14 protein-coding genes and 1 pseudogene are annotated in these 18,729 nt (G+C 61.2%); 4 read left to right on the forward strand and 11 right to left on the reverse strand.

Annotation, left to right across the window (positions count from 1 at the left end; all coding sequences use genetic code 11):
* Window positions 1–131 precede the first annotated feature (131 nt).
* The 10 genes from fni to N2597_RS32245 all read right to left on the reverse strand — a co-directional run bounded on the left by fni (window position 132) and on the right by N2597_RS32245 (window position 12,068).
* Complete coding sequence (gene fni, locus N2597_RS32205) at window positions 132–1,298, reverse strand: type 2 isopentenyl-diphosphate Delta-isomerase (RefSeq protein ID WP_016737499.1); 1,167 nt, start codon at window positions 1,296–1,298, stop codon at window positions 132–134.
* Entirely contained in the window at window positions 1,285–2,187 is a 903-nt protein-coding gene (locus tag N2597_RS32210; protein ID WP_008536520.1) for a terpene synthase family protein, read from the reverse strand. The genes fni and N2597_RS32210 overlap by 14 nt, the downstream gene beginning before the upstream one ends.
* The gene (locus N2597_RS32215; RefSeq protein ID WP_012489559.1) at window positions 2,184–3,737 is read right to left on the reverse strand and encodes a hypothetical protein; all 1,554 of its coding nucleotides are present in this window, start codon (window positions 3,735–3,737) and stop codon (window positions 2,184–2,186) included. The genes N2597_RS32210 and N2597_RS32215 overlap by 4 nt, the downstream gene beginning before the upstream one ends.
* Before the next feature lie 773 nt (window positions 3,738–4,510).
* Entirely contained in the window at window positions 4,511–5,854 is a 1,344-nt protein-coding gene (locus tag N2597_RS32220) for a cytochrome P450 (RefSeq protein ID WP_011053442.1), read from the reverse strand.
* Window positions 5,854–6,696, reverse strand: a complete 843-nt coding sequence (locus N2597_RS32225) for an SDR family oxidoreductase (RefSeq protein WP_008536513.1) — start codon at window positions 6,694–6,696, stop codon at window positions 5,854–5,856. The genes N2597_RS32220 and N2597_RS32225 overlap by 1 nt, the downstream gene beginning before the upstream one ends.
* Window positions 6,683–8,284, reverse strand: a complete 1,602-nt coding sequence (locus N2597_RS32230; protein ID WP_037145546.1) for a cytochrome P450 — start codon at window positions 8,282–8,284, stop codon at window positions 6,683–6,685. Before N2597_RS32230 ends, N2597_RS32225 begins: the two co-directional genes overlap by 14 nt.
* Before the next feature lie 5 nt (window positions 8,285–8,289).
* Complete coding sequence (locus N2597_RS32235) at window positions 8,290–9,570, reverse strand: cytochrome P450 (RefSeq protein ID WP_049730597.1); 1,281 nt, start codon at window positions 9,568–9,570, stop codon at window positions 8,290–8,292.
* A gap of 68 nt (window positions 9,571–9,638) precedes the next feature.
* Window positions 9,639–9,902 carry a cytochrome gene (locus N2597_RS32240; protein ID WP_183736574.1) on the reverse strand — a complete coding sequence of 88 codons (264 nt, stop codon included), beginning with the start codon at window positions 9,900–9,902 and terminating at the stop codon, window positions 9,639–9,641.
* A 1,493-nt stretch (window positions 9,903–11,395) separates the two neighbouring features.
* Entirely contained in the window at window positions 11,396–11,566 is a 171-nt protein-coding gene (locus N2597_RS33800) for a CCE_0567 family metalloprotein (RefSeq protein ID WP_010009890.1), read from the reverse strand.
* Window positions 11,567–11,630: 64 nt separating this feature from the next.
* Window positions 11,631–12,068, reverse strand: coding sequence for a DUF3846 domain-containing protein (locus tag N2597_RS32245; RefSeq protein WP_004673815.1), 438 nt, complete (start codon window positions 12,066–12,068; stop codon window positions 11,631–11,633).
* 1,292 nt (window positions 12,069–13,360) lie between these two features.
* Here N2597_RS32245 and N2597_RS32250 point away from each other — a divergent pair.
* The 4 genes and pseudogenes from N2597_RS32250 (at window position 13,361) to hemN (ending at window position 17,585) form a co-directional block, all read left to right on the forward strand.
* The gene (locus N2597_RS32250; protein ID WP_010009888.1) at window positions 13,361–14,065 is read left to right on the forward strand and encodes a nitrogen fixation protein NifQ; all 705 of its coding nucleotides are present in this window, start codon (window positions 13,361–13,363) and stop codon (window positions 14,063–14,065) included.
* 886 nt (window positions 14,066–14,951) lie between these two features.
* Window positions 14,952–15,845: a nitrogenase iron protein gene (gene nifH / locus N2597_RS32255; protein WP_004675840.1), complete on the forward strand. Its 894-nt coding sequence runs from the start codon at window positions 14,952–14,954 to the stop codon at window positions 15,843–15,845.
* Window positions 15,846–15,952: 107 nt separating this feature from the next.
* A pseudogene (locus N2597_RS32260) lies at window positions 15,953–16,150 on the forward strand (hypothetical protein); the annotation flags it as partial.
* 88 nt (window positions 16,151–16,238) lie between these two features.
* The gene (gene hemN, locus N2597_RS32265; protein ID WP_080515689.1) at window positions 16,239–17,585 is read left to right on the forward strand and encodes an oxygen-independent coproporphyrinogen III oxidase; all 1,347 of its coding nucleotides are present in this window, start codon (window positions 16,239–16,241) and stop codon (window positions 17,583–17,585) included.
* Window positions 17,586–18,135: 550 nt separating this feature from the next.
* On the opposite strand, the gene N2597_RS32270 is transcribed toward hemN, so the two are convergent.
* The gene (locus N2597_RS32270) at window positions 18,136–18,675 is read right to left on the reverse strand and encodes a hypothetical protein (protein WP_004679185.1); all 540 of its coding nucleotides are present in this window, start codon (window positions 18,673–18,675) and stop codon (window positions 18,136–18,138) included.
* Between the last annotated feature and the right edge of the window lie 54 nt (window positions 18,676–18,729).

Here is an 18,729-nt window from a genome sequence, read left to right on the forward strand (position 1 = left end):
CCAGCATCTTGAATCACAAAACAGCCAAAAACGGAATCCCTTCCGATTCAACTAAATCCAGATACGCTCTAGCGTTAACGGTTTTTGCAACCAGCTTGGAGGGCCGGCCGACAGAGCGGGCGACGCCGGCATCATCCGACTGGCGGATGCGCGGAGGGCAACAAGTGCGCGGAGGGCAACAAGCGCGCCTGGCGCAACGTCGCCAGATCAGGTGAGCCGGTGCAAAAGCAGGCGACGGCCAACTGGCGGATGACGACCTCGAAATGCGCAACGACCGCTTCGGTCGATACCGTAGCCGCCGGCAGCACGCCGGCTGCCTGCCCGGCAATGTCCGCACCCAGGCGAATGGCCTTGGCCACGTCGACGCCGTCGCGGATCCCGCCGGACGCGATAAGCTTCACCGTTGGCAGTGCCCGACGGACCGCCTGCAAGCTGGCCGGTGTCGGGATCCCCCAATCGGCAAACGCCATCGCCACTGCACGGCCGGCGGCATCGCGGGCGCGCTCGCCCTCCACCGCGGCCCAACTGGTGCCGCCGGCTCCGGCGACATCAATCACCTCAACACCCGCCTCGACGAGCGCGCAGGCCACCGAGGCGGACAGGCCCCACCCGACTTCTTTGGCCACGATCGGCACGCCCACGCTACGCGCGGCGCGAGCCACCTGCGCCAGTACGCCGTGCCAGTCGCGGTCGCCATCCGGCTGTAGCACTTCCTGCAGCGGATTGAGATGGACGATCAGCCCATCAGCCTCCAGCGCATCGACAGCCCGGCGCGCCAGATCAAGGCCGTCGGCCTCGCGCAGTTGCGCAGCGCCGATATTGGCCAGCAAGGGAATGTCAGGCGCCAGGCGGCGTAGGGCGCGCGTCAGCCCCTGGGAATTGCGCGATTGGAGGCTCACGCGCTGCGAACCGACGCACATGGCGATCCCCAAGGCTTGCGCCGCCTCGCTCAGGTGCCGATTGATGGCCTTTGCGCGTGGCATTCCGCCGGTCATGGAACTGATCAGCAGCGGCGCACGTATGGGCTTGCCTAACAGCGATGTGCGCAGTTCGATCTGCGTCAGGTCCAGCTCGGGCAGTGCGCAGTGTTCGAACCGGATTTGCTCCCAGCCGGCAGCGACCGTGGCTGGCGCCGTTCGCCGATCCAGCACGAGGTCCAGATGGTCGTCCTTGCGCCGGGTCAGGGCGTCGTCGCACCCGCTCGCTCGATCCGCCGTATTGGGCGTTGGCGTTGCGTCGGATCGGACCGAGGGCGCCGCGCGCACGCCGCCGCCTCCCGCGCGTTCACGCCGGCGCACGCTGGCCTCCCCCCGCCGCATCGTTGCCGTAGCGGCTGATCGAGGTCTGGTAGTACTTCGCGCGAATGACCGCCATGGCCTCGATTAACGGTCCCCATGGTGCAGGAAAGCGTTCTTTCACCATCACTCGGTGCAGCATGCGCGCATGGCCGACCAGCTCGTCGTTGAGGAAATCCTCCACAGGCATAGCCGGATAACGCTGCAGGAGCAGGATGGCAGCGTTGTCGGCTTCTCCCGCCGCCCTATCCTTGGCGCATCCATGCAGATCGTTCTGCAGGCGCCCTATCGTGGAGATGAGCCGCAGCACCTGGCGAAACGCCGGACGCGCGCGCAGGGTCGCCATGTCCAGCCCCCATAGCAACGACAGGCAACAGAACACGTTCGCGTAGGCGATCGAATCGATGGAATTGTGCAAGTATTCGGCGTACGACCAGCGTTCAGCCCCCGCCGCCTGCGCGGGTCCGGCGCGCAGCGCCGCGCAGTAGCACCGGGTATCGTTTAGAAGCTCAGTATAGTCGCGCCTATCGTAGGCGAGCGCGGCCAGGGAAGCGCGCAGCACAGCGCAGCCCTCGAAACCGGGGACCGCGCATGGCACGCCCTGCCCCAGCGCCTGCTCCACCGCGGCCAGCTGCTCCGGCGCGATCAGGCCAAGGTCGTTGCAATCGTCGAGCCAAAACAGTAGCGCCAACTCGCGATAAAACGCCACGATCAGCTTTTCGTCCTGCGGATCTCGGCCGGTGCGGGCGCTGATATCGTGCAAGCTCGGTTGGATACACTGCAGGATGTACTGTCCGCCCCTAACTGCTTCTACGGCATGCTCGTCGGCGAATCCGGTCAGGGAACGCCCCCACTCCAGTACTTGCTGCAGCGCGCTTTCCGTCGGGATCATTGCGCCATTCCTCCTGCTCCCTCGGTCGGGATGCGCCGCCCCCAACGAAGAGCCAGCCACAAGCCGGCGAGTTCGATCACGCGCACGACCCGGGTCGGGCAATACAATTCCTTGCCGATCCACAGCGGCGTCTGCGGCAATTCATGCGCCTCATGGCGAGCGAGCATCCACTCCAGCGCGCGCGCGACCGCCAGCGCGATGCGGGCGCGCCCTGTCGGCTCTTCGCGCCCATCCATCACGTGCAACGCGAACAGCGCATAGGCGGTTTCCTCAAATGTTGACGCGCGACCCGCGCCCCAGCCGCCGTCGTCGCGCTGCGCCTGCAACAGCGCCGCCAGCGCGCGCTCGTCGCGCCACTGGGGCGCGCCTTGCGCGAGCGCAGCGATTGCATGCGCGGTGGGATACAGCCACGAAACATGCCATTTGTCATTGTCCCATAGACCGTCCGCGTTGCGATTGGCCTCAAGGTAAGCGCTGGTACCGGCGGTGGGCTTTCCCAACAGTCTGAACGCATGCAGGGCGTGGATGTTGGTCGACACCGAGGCATTGCGCTCGCCGGGGAAGGTAACGAACAGCCCGCCGATTTCGAAGTGGCGCAACGCGTTGGCAGCCGGGTTGCGTCCTGCTAGGTGCAGGATGCACAACGCAACAGCAGTGTCGTCCGCATCGGCCGCGAAGTGCAAGGCCGGACCCAGACCGCGCACGCCCAGACAGGCATCGAGCTGCGCGACGATCACGCGCACCGCCTCGGCGAGCGCGGGATGCGAAAACAACCCGGCCAGATGCAGAGTGTACAGCGACCAGCATGGCTCGAACACGTTGATCGGCCAGACGCTGGGAACGACACCTTCGATGCCGCTGCGCGCCGCGCGCGATGCGGCCTGAAGATACCTGTCGGCACGCTCGACCTGTGGCGCGCTCGCCTGTGTGAGGGCGTGCGCACGCCACGCGGCGGTTGCCGCCGGGCTGATGCCGATGCTGCCGTCGTCGTCCAGGCATGCCGTGGTCGGCGACGTCCCCCAGGCTTCCCAGGAGTGCAACAACGGATGGCCGCTCGGCAGCGGTCCCACCGTCCCCAACTTAACCAGGCACGCTTGCCGCAACGGCAACAGCGCCGGGTAGCGCGGAAACACCACGTCGCCCACCAAGGATGTGGCCTCGCCGGAGATCTGCGGCAGGATCAGCTCCGCGCCTACCGGCGCGTCTTCCGGCACCGCATCCGCGTAGGGATCCGGCTGGCGCTCGAGGAACCGCGTTGCAGCCTGAACTGCGTCCGCAGCGCCGGGAAGAGGATCGGCACGCCGCAATGCAAGCAACGCCGCCCACGTGGGTACATGGCGGAACAGTGGGAAGTCAGCACTTCCCCACCCGCCATCGGCCTGTTGCTGCGCCATGAGCCACGCGTATCCGTTCTGCCGACCGGTGACGTTGCCGCTGAACTGCAAAACGCGCGCCGTGTCGTAAACGGACGGACTCACGCTGCCGCCATCGCGCGTCTCGTTCAGCAAGTGGCGCAATTCAGAAAGGATCTGTTCGGACAGCGCACTCATGCGGGATGTTCCCTCTGCAGGCAGTTGACGAGAAGCGCGGCGAAGCGCACCTATGCTGGCGGCGGTCCGCGGTGGGCAACCGCTCCGATCTGCGCCGTGGAATCGAACACAATGTAGCATCTAGCGGTGCCGCCGGCCGATCGCAGCGGTACGGCGGCGCCTCCGTGCGGACCGGCGCCAATGCGCACGGCGCGTGCTTGAACAGATACCCTTTTGGCCCGCTGCACGGCCTGCGCCAACCGCTCCGCACGCGGGCGCAGCGAGGTGATGGCTTCCTCGGCCTCTGGCCATAGGCCCGGCACTGACTGGGGCGCTGCATGCAGCTTCGTGATCGGCACGCCGGTTGCTTTCTTCTCCGCCGCATGCTTGCCGGGGGCTTGCCCAGCGTCGCGTCATCCGCTGGCGTGTCATCCTCGACCACCTACAATACAAGGCCGAAACAGGCGCGATAGCGATCCAGTGCGCGGTACAGAGTAAAGCGCGGCATCCTCCGCGACGGCGCATAGCGCGCCAATGCCTATGGACGCGCGCACCGGCAATCCGCCGCACGCCTGCGCGCCCGATCCGCCGAACGGGGAAACGCCAGTTCGGTCGTCGTTTAGCGTGGAACCCTTCTGCATGTTGTTCATCTCCTTCTACCTGACAGAGAATGCCGCGGCGAGCGGCGAGCCGCCGCGGTGCTGCCGGCGTCGCACCGCGCGCGCGCGCCGAGTGCAGCAATGCCGCCCATCGTCGTCGCCGCTGCCTCTTGACACGGGGCAGAGGATCCCAGCTCATGAGAATCCGATGCGGACTGTCATGGACGGATGTGCGGTCGGGTAATAGCGCCGGCCTTTTTCGACGCCGCTCATCAATCGCGGCCGCACCCCGGCCTCCTGCATGGTCAATGCCAAGGCGATGCTGAACTGCACCAGCTCCAGCCATACAAGGTGATAGCCCATGCAGACGTGTGGGCCGGCACCGAACTGCAGCATGTCCACCGGCCGGATCGGCTCCGTGCGTTGCAGCCACCGCCCCAGACGGAACTGATCGGGCGCTTCGTGCAGCAGCGGCGAGGTCGAGAAATGCAGTAGTGGGATGCACAAATGAGTGCCCGAAGGAATGCGCCGCTGGCCGAGTTGTAATTCCTGCATCGCGCGACGCGGTACGAGCGAGGAAGCCGGATGCATTCGTAGCGTCTCCCGAAACAGCGCCTCTGCGACCGGACATTGCGCCAGGTCCTCGTGCCCGGTCGGCACCGCGCCCACGCGTTGCGCCTCTTCGACCAGGGCGTCCCACAGCTCTGGATGCTGCGCCAGCTCGATCACCATCCAGGCTATCGTCGAGGCGGAGGTCTCGTGGCCGGCAAGCAGCAGCAAGCGGATATTGGCGACCAGGACGTCATCGGAGAGCGCGCCATCGCTGCAATCGAAGGCGCTCACCATGTCGTTGATCAACCCGGTGCGCGCGGCGCGCGCGCGCGCGTCCCGGATGAACTGGCGCGACTGCGCGTCGATCCAATCGCGGGCGGCGCGGCCGCGTCGCAAGGGCATCCCCGGCAGGTCGATCGGGGGCGCGACCATCAATTGTAGCAGTTGCCGGTACTTGCGATGCCACTCCGACAGGTCTTGGGCGGGGATGCCCATGAGACTGAAGGTGAGTTTGAGCATCAGGTTGCGGGTGTCTGGCAGGATAGCGACTTCACCGCGGTCGCGCCACGCCTTGACCTGAGCCCTAATAATTGGTTCGAACAGCTCGCCAATGCCGGCCTCGGTCAGACCCCTCGGCAGAAACGCCGCTTTTATCCCATCGCGCGCCTGCCGGTGCGCGCTACCGTCCAAAGTGACCAACGTTCCGCCAAGGATGTCGGGCGCCATCTCTTCGATCAGTGCCGAGGACACTTCCTTGTGCCGGAGCAATGCGAGCGCATCTGGATCCAGGCATGTCATCAGGTGTCCGGCCGGGCCGAAGTCCAGCCAGAAGTGGCTGCCTAGGGTCCTTTCCGCGCGCCGCAGCAGGCGCGGCAGATCGCAGACGATGGCGGGAAGATGCCCGACCAGGGGGAAAGCGCCAGGCATGACCGGGATGTCGTCCCGTAGCCGGCGCCAGCGGTTCAGCGGGTTGAGCAGCATGTCCATCACCAATGCGACGCTGCGGCTGCTTCGGCGGCGTCACCGGCCGGCCGAGCCGCGCTGTTGCCACCGTCTGCGTAGGTTGGAACATGCGCCAACATGCCGCCGTCGATGCACACCACCTGGCCGGTGATGAACGCAGCCTCCTCCGAGAGCAGGAACGCGACCAGCGCGGCTACGTCCTCGGGGCGGCCGACGTGCGGCAGGAGCTGGTGCCGGTGTAGATGCCGTTGCATGCACTCGTCCAGCTTGGCGAAGAGACGTTCGGTCATGACAAGACCTGGCGCAACCGCGTTGCAGCGGATCTTCGCGTGTCCGTATTGGGTGGCAAGCGAGGCCGACAGCATGTTCATTGCGGCCTTCGACGCGGCGTATGACGTCAGTGCGGTGTCGCCGCTGAGCCCTTGGCACGATGACATGTTCACGATCGCGCCACCACCACGGCCGATCATTTGTGGGATGGCCTGCCGGCAGCAAAGGAGCGTGCCGCGCAAATTGGTCGCCATGGTCTGGTCCCAGACCGCCACGTCCAGGTCGAGGATCGCGCGGTCGTGCGGAGTCAAATGCATGGCGCTCGCATTGTTCACAAGCACGTCGACCCCACCGAAGCGCCGCTTCGCCGTTTTGAACAGCTCTGCCACCGCCTGCGCATCTGCGATGTCCATGGCCACGGCCAGCGCTTGGCCCGCTTCGGCTGCGATCTGTGCGGTGCAGGCGATGGCAGCGGGGCCATCAATGTCGGCCACCACCACTCTGCCGCCCTCGCGCGCGATGGCGAGGGCGCATGCCTTGCCGATCCCGGCGCCGGCGCCGGTCACCACGGCCACCTTGCCTTTAAATCGTTCCATCATGTTCTCCTGGATTGCGTAGGTCTTTCGCTGCATGTCGCTCAGCGTCTGCCGGAGAGGGCGTAGGGCCGGGGTTGGTGCAATGGTCATCGCCGGCTTCGCTTTCGATCACCCGAATGGCCGCGACCGGGCACTGGCTGGCTGCTAGGCGCACGGCGGCGTGCAGCGCCTGCGGGACCGTCGCCATGCACACTTCCGCCACGCCGTCCGGCTCGCGCTGACGAAAGGTGCCCGGCAGCGTCAACACGCACTGACCAGTGGTTCCGCACAGGTCCTGGTCGACCACGACGCGAACCTCAGCCGCCGCCTGCGCGTGCAGCCGCACCGGCAGCGCGCGGAACGTCCTAAGGAACGCTGAGGGCTCCCGGGTCGGCTGCTCGGCCAAGGCCAACGTGGGGAAGCGAGCCTGGATCTGCGGCAGGCTCTCGGCCAGTTGCACCCTGGCGAGTTGAGCACCTAGGCAGAAGTGGATGCCGTGGCCGAAGCTCAGCATAATCTTTCCGTCGCTCGACGTGCCAGGCCTGGTGCCGTAGAACCGCACCGGATCGAAGCGGTCGGGATCAGCGAAAGCGTCCGGGTCGCGATTGCCGGCCGCGATCAGCACGCGCACGTCCGCGTCCTTCGGGATCACCACGCCATGCAGTTCGATGTCGCGCTGGGCGATACGCGGAATGGAGCTGAACATGGCGGGCGCCTCGCAGCGCAGTACTTCTTCTACAAATGCCTCCACCCCTGCGGCGTCTCCCTGCAGCCAGTGCCGCTCCTCGGGGTAGGCCAGCATCGCCAGCACCGCATGGTCGATAGTCGCAGCAGTGGTGGCGAAGCCGCCCAGCAACATGCCCCACAGCATGCTGATCAACTCCGCGTCCGAGAGCGTATCGGCGTCGTCGGTGTGTGCGCCGACCAGTGTCGACACGATGTCGCGGCGGGGATCGGCGCGCTTGCGCAGTATGAGGTCGCCGAAATAGGCCTTCACCCTGGCGCTGGCCACGTCCGCCGCGGCGAGCTGTGGATCGCTGGCGTGCGGGCTCAGGCCTTCTAGAATGGCGCTGACGATCGCTGAGAGCTCGAAAACGTCGTCTTGGGGCATGCCGAACAATTCAGCGAAGACAAGCATGGGCAAGGCCAGTGCGAATTCCCGATGCAGGTCCACCGCCTCTCCTCGCTCCAGTGCGGGCGCCATGCCATCCAGGCGAGCTGCGACGATGCGCGCGATGCTCGGCCGCAGGTTGTCGATCTGGCCCACGGTGAAATCGCGCGAAATCAGCCGGCGCAGACGCGTATGCGTCGGTGGTTCCTTCATGGCTAGCGTAGACGCCAGCAGATTGAGCGACAGGCTGCTCGCCGCACGCGGGAAATAGCGCGCCAGTTCGGATGGCGCCGGCCCCCGAAACGCATCGCCCGTAGCCTTGAACGCCCAGTAGATGTCGGCGTGGCGGCTCAACAGAAAGAGGCCCGACGCCGCGCGGTGCACCGGATCGTGCTCTCGCAACCACCGCATGAACGGGTACGGGTCTTGGATGCATGCTGGCGACGCCAGCTCGGCGAAGGCGTCGTGGCATGCTGCCGTGGTGTCTTGCACGTCCATCTTGATTACCTGTCGAGTGGCTGATCTGACCGGTGCGCGCCAGGCGCCGCCAAATGAGAAGATTGCGATGCCGGGGGGCGTCCGCACCAGAGCACCGGCATCTCCTCGAACCCGCCGGTGATGATCTCCTTGCGCAACTTCAGTTCTTCGGGCGCCACGGCCAGGCGCAACGCGGGAAAGCGCTGGAAGATCGAACCGAATATGGCCTTCAGTTCCAGCCTCGCCAGCGCCGCCCCGATGCAATTGTGCTGCCCGTAGGAGAACGCCAGGTGGGGATTTGCGTCGCGTCCGATGTCGAAGACTTCCGGGTCTTTGAAATGGCACGGATCAAACGAGGTCGCCGGCAGGCCGACCAGTACTTTGCTCTCCGCGGGTATATGCACGCCCGCGATGGTAACGTCGGTCCGGGGATAGCGCATGATGCCGTCCCACCCCGCGCCAGGCGAATACATGCGCAGTATTTCTTCCACCGCCTTGTCAACCAGGGAAGGATCGCGGACCAGGCGTTCGCGCTGTTGCGGATGGCGAAACATGGCCAGCAGGCCGAATTCGATCTGCGCGACGGTGCTCTCGTGCCCCGCCACCAGCACGCCCGCCGCGAGGCCGATCGCCTCTTCCTCGGTCGCTTTGCCCTGGTCGACCGCGGCTAGCAGATCCGTCAGCAGGTTATCGCCCGGATCCTGTCGCTTGCCCCGTATTTTGCCGTGGATGTAGGCGCGGAGCTCTTCCCAGGCCAGGCCGGACGCGCTGCGCGGGCCGCTTTCATGCTGGTGCGTCATCACCTCGTCGGAGAGCCCTGCGAAAAAGGCGTGTTCCTCGAAGGGCACGCCCATCAGCGCGCTGATTACCTTGGCCGGAAGCGGAAAGGAGAGATGGCGTCGCAAGTCTGCGGGCTGGGGCTGAACCGCCAGCGTATCGAACAACTGCACGGTGATCGCCTCGACCTGCTGCGTAAGCAGCTTCACCCTGCTGTTGCTGAAGGCCGGCGCCACGATCGTGCGTAACCGAGCATGCTCGTCCCCTTCGTGCGAGACCAGCCATCCCGGCGAACCGAGAATGACCGAATCTGGGGTGAAATCCGCCGGAGGCATTCCCGCGGGCCGGAATGCCGCGTCAGACAGCACCGCCTTGGCCTCGTCATAGCCTGTCACCCACCAGCATTCGTGCCCGGACGGAAGGCGCACGCGGTGGATCGGACCCTTGGCGCGTAGCGCCAACATCTCGGGCGAGGGCTCGATGTGATCGACCCGCCACATCGGCAGCGTCGGCAAGGATTGTTCGGACATGGTGACGCTTCACTCTTTAAGCCCGGAAGGGGCGGAAGATGACGGGCAGACTGCGGGCAGCAAATGAGTTAAGACAGCGTGTAGACGACGTCCTCCGCGGCGATTGCCAGCGCCAGATCCTCCGGCCGCACGAACGGCGGGGGGAAGGCACTTCCCAATTTCAGGCGCGAGCGCGTAGCGCCCACGCACAGATGCGGCCCCTGGCCGAGCGGCAGGTGCGGGTTTTGCAGCCGGTTGAAATCGAACATGTCGGTAACGCCATAGGTCGGCCGACCGTCGGAATTGGCGCAGCAGGTTCGACCCCACCCGCCCACCGACCCGTCCGCAAACATAACTTCCAAACCAGTCCCCCACCCCGGCTTCCCGCCTGGCTCAAGGTCCGCCGCTTTGGCTGTACCGCTCGCGACGTGTGTGGCTCGCAAACGAAGAACTCTAGATCGCATCCAACACTCCTCACATTTTCCCGGCGCACAACCGAGCCACTATCGTTGCCACAGCAAACCATCGGACCTCACGGGACGCGAACAGCGACGCGCCGCCCGAAGACCATCGCGCTGCGATTGGCGACATACCGTGACCAGAGCAAATCGCGTGCCGAAGTGAATTCGTGGGCTCAGCAGGCATTTCGTAGCAGCGCGTAGTGTCAAGCTCCCGCCATTCAGTCTCAATGCCGACAACCGCGGAGTACATGTCTGACAAAAGCCTGCTCTAACGCCGGTCTGCGTCCGACAGTCGGCGACCTGCATGGGATGCCCCGAGGCGAGCTTTCGTGCAACAATCCACGCCATCTTCGACGTCGAAGTTGCCCCGCCAGTTTTCGTCCCATGGGCGGGAACGTCGTCGACTGCGCCGCCGCGTTAAAAGCGCCGGCTTTGGGCAAATCTGACTGGACCCGCCTCGAGCCTCCGGTAATAAAGTTTGCGGAGCTTATTTCCGCCAGATGCAAGTTCCGAGCTTGCAGTCATCTCGTTGACGTTGTTCTCAATGTTTCCACCCCCGCGCTTACCGAGACGGTCGAGCTTCTCGATCGGCGTAGGTCCAAAAGGCAACGGGAAACGATCAAATTTCGAGGCATGTTCTCTTCCGGAAACATGTCATCTAATCAGAAGCGGCGGTCGGCAGCAGTCGCCTTAGTCGGAGGCCTTCTAAACCAGACGATGCCCGATCCATGCCGAAGATGAAGCAATCGGGAGACCAATGCAGCATCTCATGGACCGCCGCACCGTGGTGAAGAAAGCGGCCCTCGGTTGCTGGAGGTTGTTGAATAGTTCCATGACATCGAATTGAGCTTACGCCTGATGAATCGGTCAATACCTACACCGCTAAGGGGTGCGCCGTTTACGCCTTGGGTCAAGCTTGGGGACGTTGGACTGCTCTGTTTTATCGCGATCACGTTTTTGTGGCTGGTCTGCCTGCCGAGTTCCTGAATGTATCGATCTGTCGCTCTCGCGCGTGGGCCGGAAGGACATAAATAGCAGGCTCAAGAAATAAACGACCTGAAGGAAAACCGAAGCCGCTAAGGTTACGGCGAACGCTTTGAAGATGGAAAGCGAGGCGGCGTAGGCCGAAACAGCGCTGGTGCACGTGACCAGCAGCAGGATGCAAAAAAAGGTTCTAAAGGGCAAGGTCTTGCTCCCGTTCGTTCGTCCAATGTTTCAACTGCGTCGACGCCGACGATTTCGCCCGGTTCGTCTACGCTATGAACGTGCATGACTTCGCCGAGAGCAGGCGTTGAAACAGCGTCTGCAAGCAAAGCGGGTTGCGCCGTCGACAGCGATCAACTACTTCGGCATTCAGCTGGTGCCATAGGTTGCCAAAAGCCGGGTCAGCGCGAACACGCCAAAATGGCGACTTTTTCCTTCGCGGCTTCCAAATCGGCAAATGCACTGAACGTCTTCCGCCCTTCAGTGTTGACCTTTGTCCAGTTGAACGGGAGGCCTTCGGCAACGTAGTGAACGCCGCTTTGAGGCGTCAGCTTTCCGTTTCTCGAGCCCATGTCGGCACGCTCGCGGACTCTGAGCGAATCGGCGCGACCTGGATCCTATCATTCGTCATTGCGCTCATAGGAGCACCGGGGAGCGGCGATCAATACGCACTTGCAGGCTTTCCAGTGCGCCCGCAACGATGAGGCCCTTGTTCGCCACTCGGTCCATCGGAGCAAACACAGGATCAAGCACCGGCCGGCAACATTCAAAACGTCGCGCGGCTTCCGTCATCGTTATTGACGGTGAACGATAAGGTTTACTACCGTCGCCTCCCAAAAGCGCTATCTGCCCGGCAAGAGGGATCGGGTACCCGTCAAAGATAGTGAAGGCGGTTAACCCAACTCGCAAAGCTTCTTCCCCAACAAATAGCGAGTGCATGTCGTCGAAGCGGATCATCTGAATAAGATCACTGCCAATTAAACCGGAGATCGATGCAATGCTGTTGCGATCAGGGAGCTCAGCGGCGCGAAAGATCGCACTTTCCGGCTCCAACAGATACACAAAATTTTCCATATCCTTGCCTTCTAAATTCTTGAAAAGAGCCCGTGCCCAGCTGCTTTTGACTGGAGCGAAAGCGACTCGTGCATCAACTCGGGATAGCGACAACGCGCGGCAATATGCAGATTTCAGCGTGCTGTGTAAATGGTCCTGCGCCAATTCGGTTCGGTTCAGTTCAAGTCACGCTCCGGACGTGTCGCTCAAGTGTCGCCCATCTGGTTGAATTTATTGAGATATTTGAATACGCGTGGTTTTATTCCGGCCCGCCCCCATACCAATTCCGCGCCAAACATGTACGCGACGATGTTGGACCATACCAGCAGCCGCGCAGTGGACTAAGGCGAGTTCAGCAATCGAACGCGGCGGCCATCGGCGTCGCCGCTCGTATGGCTCGACATTTGTCCCAAATTTGCGGAACGGGATCCCGACCTTGGGCAGGCTATGCAAACGGGTGCGTGTTCCAAGTTTGACGAGAGCTGTACGCTGTACGAATACCCCGGCAGAATTGGAAATCATCTCCCATGCTGCAGACGCGAGAAGCTGACGAGTGGAGCTTCTATCAAGGCACCCCTTACGACGCTGAAAGCAGAAAGAAAATTTGCAATCGGCAAGTTCCATCCGAGCATCACGACATTTGGCTAGCGCAACCGGGGCAACAGCCGCGCTCACTGTTGGCTGACTTAAAGTGTGCTGAGTGCCGCGGTCGCGAGTTCGCGCTCGGTCCCCAGGCGTTTTTGGTGCCGCGTTTTTAGTGCTATTCAAAACGCGGATGACGGCATCCAATCAATCTATTTTTCCTGATTAGCGACCTTGGTGCATGACCAAAGCGTCTAACCAAACAAGGTGATCGCGACGTCAGCGGAGAACGTAAAAAAATGCAATAGATAGGAAGCGGCAGATTTTATTGCGTATCCCGGAGAGATACTGCCGCCGCCATGTTGCTCGCTATGGCGGCGGCCCTCGGAGTGTGGCGAACAGGCCCGGTCTCCAACTACTCTGAGGACTAACGAAGAGACATATGATAACTCTCATCGACGGCTAAGGCGTCGTTGCGCAGCAGTTGATCTTCGATTTTCCCTCAGATTGCCGCACTCAGACTGCTCAATCGGCGCCGCAGATTGAAAGCCTGCGTTTGTCCGTTTGACGACAGCGGGAGGCGGGATCGCCTCCCGCTGCACAGGCGATCGAGTGATTGAAAAGCCGGCTTCAATTGTCACTTGCTCAAGTTGGCACAACCTTTGAATGTTCGCCTTCCGGGGACCAAAGCAGCCAACTGAATTCGATTATTGGAGAAAGCGACGAAGCGCATGCCAAATGTGCATCACATCGGGGTCTTGACGGTAGCGGTACCAACTGTGGACGCCGCACGTCAAACCGGCATAGCCGTCGACCACTGCGACGATTGCCAAACACTCTATTTCAGCCGACCATGCCAGATGGGTCTCAAGTTATTTGATGACTATGTGCTCTTCCGCTTTTTTTCGCGCGCACTTGAAGAAATTGAGATGGGGATTGCCACCGCGACCGAGGCAACCGGCCTTTCGCTTAGGGAGCTGCGGGATACAACCCGCAGTTTCCCGGCAAGGCTTATCCGCGCCTTTGCCCTGCAAGAGGCGAGTGATTGCGTGCCTGATGCGGAGGAGCAACTGTTGCGCGACATGCTCCTAGCGCATGTGCGGCCAGGCGACCCTGAGGGCGTGCGTTTTGCTAAGATCATTGCGCGACGTTCCATGCGTGAAGACCACCTCTGGCGGGATCTCGGCTTGCATGACAAAGCCGAACTTAGGAGATTGCTGTTCGCGCATTTTCCGGCGCTGGCGGCAGGCAACACCAGCAACATGAGGTGGAAAAAATATTTCTACCGCAAGATTTGCGAAGCTGAAGGCTTTTTCCTTTGTAGCGCTCCCAGCTGCAAGGAATGCGGCGATTTTAATGAATGCTTTCTCCCTGAGGAAAGCGGAAGTCTTTCTGGAGCGGCAGAGTTCGTCGGGCGCGAGATCTTGAAAACGTAAAGGCCACAGATGCAATCTTGGCGGGCTTGTCCGGCGACGTTGAACCGATACGGGGGATTATTGCTCCCGATGTTGCGACTGTGCGGGCACGCGCAAATGCCACTTTCCTAAATATGAGCGGTGATGTCGTCGTCGGATAATGATCATCGGTCCATTCTATAGCGCCTACTAAAATTGCCTTAAGCTCTTCGCCATATTCGACTACGCGATCTACAATTTGTCGGAGCTGAGCGTGCGGCCGGAAAAAGCATCCGCGACTAGCGCTTTAACTTGATAGCTCGCTCACGATCTTTGCTGTAGCCTTCGAGCATTTCCTCCAGAATTTGGCCCGCTGACGATCGAAACCGGCTCCGTTGTCAATCTCGCCAATGGCGGAACAATCCGGGCCTGCAAGACTGCAGCTGCCAAGCTGTCGGCATTCCTCCTATTTGTTCATGGAGACAGCATAACAGCGAGCTTGTTGTAAGCGACAATCTCTACTGTGCCTTCATATGCGTTCTGCTGATCATCCGGCCTTAATTCCGACGCGCGGTGCGAAGCCGATCGGCCGTCAATGCGGTACCGATCTGTTTGGCTCTACGACTTGCCACACTACTTCTGTCCCTCGCCTGAGATGTAAGGATACGGACGAGATTTGTTGATCTTTGACGCAAGCGATTTCCAACCGACAAGACCTCGCAGCCGCTTCGTCCAGTTTGGCGGTTTCGAGACAAGAGTTTGTCGATCCCGCCTTCGAAAGTTTGGAATTAAATAGCTGAAGATCAGCAAAACAACTGTTTTATATGCTGCTGCCCACATGGCACGGGTTTTGAAGATTGCCATGCGAGGCGGCGCGAGCTGCCTGCCTTTTACTCAGCGATGGATGGAACGAAAGAAGGAAGGCGATATGTCAGATTTGCGTCAAATCGCATTTTACGGCAAAGGGGGGATCGGCAAGTCCACCACCTCCCAAAATACGCTCGCAGCGCTTGTCGACCTCGGGCAGAAGATCCTGATCGTCGGATGCGACCCGAAAGCCGACTCCACCCGGCTGATCCTGAACGCCAAAGCACAGGACACGGTTCTGCATCTGGCAGCGCAGGAAGGTTCGGTGGAAGACCTTGAGCTCGAGGACGTGCTCAAGGCCGGCTACAAAGGCATCAAGTGCGTGGAGTCCGGCGGTCCGGAACCGGGCGTCGGCTGCGCCGGGCGCGGCGTCATCACCTCGATCAATTTCCTTGAAGAGAACGGTGCATATGACGATGTCGACTACGTCTCCTATGACGTGCTCGGCGATGTGGTGTGCGGTGGCTTTGCGATGCCGATCCGTGAGAACAAGGCCCAGGAGATCTACATCGTGATGTCCGGCGAGATGATGGCGCTCTATGCCGCCAACAACATCGCCAAGGGCATCCTGAAATATGCCCATTCCGGCGGCGTGCGGCTCGGCGGCCTGATCTGTAACGAGCGCCAGACGGACCGCGAGCTCGACCTCTCCGAGGCGCTGGCTGCCAGGCTCAATTCCAAGCTCATCCACTTTGTGCCGCGTGACAACATCGTCCAGCACGCCGAGCTCAGGAAGATGACGGTGATCCAGTACGCGCCGGACTCCAAGCAGGCCGGGGAATATCGGGCGCTAGCCGAGAAGATCCATGCCAATTCGGGCCAAGGGACCATTCCGACCCCGATTACCATGGAAGAGCTCGAAGACATGCTGCTCGACTTCGGCATCATGAAGAGCGACGAGCAGATGCTGGCCGAACTACAGGCCAAGGAGTCAGCGGTGGTTGCGGCTCAATAACTGCCGCTGTCGACAGGACGCGCTGGCCCTTGCGCCAGCGCGTCCTTCCAAGAAAGCCGCTTCGGCGACGACGACCTAACCCGAACCTTGAAAGGGGGCAGGGGCCCATGAGCCTTGATTACGAGAATGACAGCGTTTTGCATGAACAGCTCATTGCGGAAGTATTAGCGCAATATCCAGACAAGGCGGCGAAGCGCCGCAAGAAGCACCTCAGCGTCGCAACGAGCGGCGACGAGCCTGGCGATGAGCCGAAGGCCCTTTCCGAATGCGACGTCAAATCGAACATCAAGTCCATTCCGGGCGTGGCATGTGCCCAATAGGACCACGCTTTCGAAGGAAAAAAACGTGTCAAATATTGTATGTGAACGTGACACGGACTGCAGGCGAAAGTCTTTGCGCGCACCGTCGTCGATTTTCGTTCCGAACACAAATAGCGGGGCGCAGTTGCCTTGGTATACTATCTACCCAACAATACAGGAGTTTTCTCCAGAAATCGGCGCCCACACTTATGAGCAATGGCTGAGAAGCCAGGGAACTGATGACGCTGTCTCGCTCTATCTCCACATTCCATTCTGCCGCTCGATGTGCTGGTATTGTGGTTTTCCGACTAGCATCACTCGTCGGGACACTTTGATAACCGATTATCTAGCAATGCTGCGCGAGGAAATCCGCCTGGTCGCCGAGCAAGTGCCGCAGGCACTCTCCGTGGGTGACGTGCACTTTGGCGGCGGATCCCCGACCATTATGCCATCGGCAGACTTCCTGTCGCTAATGGAACTCCTGCGCGGCCGTTTTGCGCTTGAGCGAGGTGCAACCATTGCCGTTGAGGTCGACCCGCGCACGTTCACCACCGATATGGCCGAAGCCCTAGAAAGAACCGGTGTGAATCGCGCAAGCGTCGGTGTGCAGAGCTTCGATCCCGTCGTACAAAAAGCGATCAACCGGATTCAGAGCGAGGCGCAAGTGATGACCGCCGTCGAAAACCTCCGCCTGCATGGGGTCAGGCGTATCAATTTCGACTTGATGTTCGGTTTGCCGAACCAAACCGTCCAGTCCTGTCTCGAGAGCGCTATGTTAGCTATTGCGATGCGTCCCGACCGCCTCGCGGTTTTCGGTTATTCCCACGTTCCATCTTTTCGAAAAAATCAGCGCTTGATTGACACAGCAGCACTGCCCGATATAGCCGCGCGAGCTGAGCAGGCCTCAGCCATGGCCGATACGTTAGTTGCAGCAGGCTATCTGCAAATTGGTCTCGACCATTTTGCTTTGCCGGATGACGAGCTTGCAATAGCACAGAGAGCTGGTCGTCTGCGCCGAAATTCGCTTGGTTACTCTGCCGAAACCTGCTCAACTGTCATCGGTTTGGGCGCGTCCGCCATTGGTCGTTGCGGCGACGGTTACGTTCAAAACGATCTCACGCAAAGCTGTTATAACCGGCACATAGCATCCGGCCGCTTGGCGATCTCAAGGGGCTACCGTTTAGCTACCGAGGATCGCGTAAGAGCTGCAATCATCGAACAGCTCATGTGCTACTTGGAGGCGGACATATCAGCAATCTGTACGGCTCAGGGATTTGATCAGACCCATCTAGTGAGTTCAGCTAAGCAGCTAGAGATTCTGGCTGAGGATGGGATCGTTGAGTTTGACAACGGTTTAGTCCGTGTGCGGCACGAACGTCGCTCTGCCCTTCGCCATGTCGCTGCCGCGTTCGATGCTTATCTTGGCCGCCAGCCGATCTAGACTGGCAAACGGAGGACCTTGGAGTGATCACTTAATCGAGCTCGAGTTCGTCGAGATGTTAGGCAGGAGGCAAGCCCCCAATTGCTCGATTTTAAATCGATCGCTGAATTCGCAGTCCATGGCATGTGTCGGTCTCGATCGCGTCACAGTTCAGCTCTCGCCACTGGCAAAGAAATCCGCCGTCAAATATCGTGAAAGGTCTGGCGCAGCACGGCTTCACCGGCTCGGTTGCGCGCGCCAACTTGAAGCAGGCGACACCTTCGTTCAAAACGGACCAGACGCCCGGACAGTTCAGCTTGACGCCACCAATGCGGCTTCGATTGCGCAGGCGGCGGAGACGCGCATCCAGGAAACCTGCGGCAGGCTCGATGTTCACGGTGGCGATCGAGCGCGGTTAAATGCCTAGAACATGGCCTAAACACTCTTGTCGTTGATCTCGACGAAATGGGACCGTGTTCGGACCCCAATTATTTGTCCTTGCCGTACACAGGTGATGCTGCCGCTGGCTCCACTACATGCCCAGGGCGACAGGTTGTTGCACTGCGACAGGTCACCGTTCAAACCGCTCCAGCATTGTTCTCAACTGCGCGTTTTGCAGCCTTAGCTTTCTGGCTAGCTGCCTCCTGAGCACCCTGATGTCTTCGTCGAGGCTCATCTGGTCCGCAGTGTGAACTGCCGGGGCAGCGTTTGCAATCGCGGCTGATGCCTTCTTACGCGGGGCGACCTCGAGAGTTCGCTCGAGCCTCGTAGCATCGTGCCCAGCGGCGATGTCGGTACTAAGCCCGCCGAATGGAGGTGGATCGGCCGCCTCAACGTTTTTGGCATCTTGGCCTTCGACCTGATCGTGGCCACCGATTCCGACTTCCTTAGAAACAACAAACTCGGTGGAAATTGCAGGAGAATGGCCGTGACGGGGAGGCCCCTCGCTTGCCGGTCGAACGGCGCTTATCAGGCTCTTCTCGGCAGGCGTTTCGGTCGGACCGGCAATGGCCAATGTGTCCGGCGTAACCTTCTGGTCCGAGCCGTTTTCTCGCTTTTGTTCGCGACCCGGTGAGATCAGTCGGGCAAGAAGTTTCCAGGGAGACGCCATCTATCCGACCTCGCGTTTTATCCCGCAAGCAGGCAGTGAGTTTGGGGTCCGGCA

The sequence above is a fragment of the Rhizobium sophoriradicis genome (genome assembly GCF_025200795.1).
Taxonomy (GTDB): domain Bacteria; phylum Pseudomonadota; class Alphaproteobacteria; order Rhizobiales; family Rhizobiaceae; genus Rhizobium; species Rhizobium sophoriradicis.

Excerpts from the sequence above, each read along its gene's own strand:
- N2597_RS32210 (WP_008536520.1), bottom strand. The coding sequence starts at position 2,187 with ATGATCCCGACGGAAAGCGCGCTGCAGCAAGTACTGGAGTGGGGGCGT.
- N2597_RS32215 (WP_012489559.1), bottom strand. The coding sequence starts at position 3,737 with ATGAGTGCGCTGTCCGAACAGATCCTTTCTGAATTGCGCCACTTGCTG.
- N2597_RS32220 (WP_011053442.1), bottom strand. The coding sequence starts at position 5,854 with ATGGACATGCTGCTCAACCCGCTGAACCGCTGGCGCCGGCTACGGGAC.
- N2597_RS32225 (WP_008536513.1), bottom strand. The coding sequence starts at position 6,696 with ATGGAACGATTTAAAGGCAAGGTGGCCGTGGTGACCGGCGCCGGCGCC.
- N2597_RS32230 (WP_037145546.1), bottom strand. The coding sequence starts at position 8,284 with ATGGACGTGCAAGACACCACGGCAGCATGCCACGACGCCTTCGCCGAG.
- N2597_RS32235 (WP_049730597.1), bottom strand. The coding sequence starts at position 9,570 with ATGTCCGAACAATCCTTGCCGACGCTGCCGATGTGGCGGGTCGATCAC.
- N2597_RS32240 (WP_183736574.1), bottom strand. The coding sequence starts at position 9,902 with ATGTTTGCGGACGGGTCGGTGGGCGGGTGGGGTCGAACCTGCTGCGCC.
- N2597_RS33800 (WP_010009890.1), bottom strand. The coding sequence starts at position 11,566 with ATGGGCTCGAGAAACGGAAAGCTGACGCCTCAAAGCGGCGTTCACTAC.
- N2597_RS32245 (WP_004673815.1), bottom strand. The coding sequence starts at position 12,068 with ATGGAAAATTTTGTGTATCTGTTGGAGCCGGAAAGTGCGATCTTTCGC.
- N2597_RS32250 (WP_010009888.1), top strand. The coding sequence starts at position 13,361 with ATGCCAAATGTGCATCACATCGGGGTCTTGACGGTAGCGGTACCAACT.
- nifH (WP_004675840.1), top strand. The coding sequence starts at position 14,952 with ATGTCAGATTTGCGTCAAATCGCATTTTACGGCAAAGGGGGGATCGGC.
- N2597_RS32270 (WP_004679185.1), bottom strand. The coding sequence starts at position 18,675 with ATGGCGTCTCCCTGGAAACTTCTTGCCCGACTGATCTCACCGGGTCGC.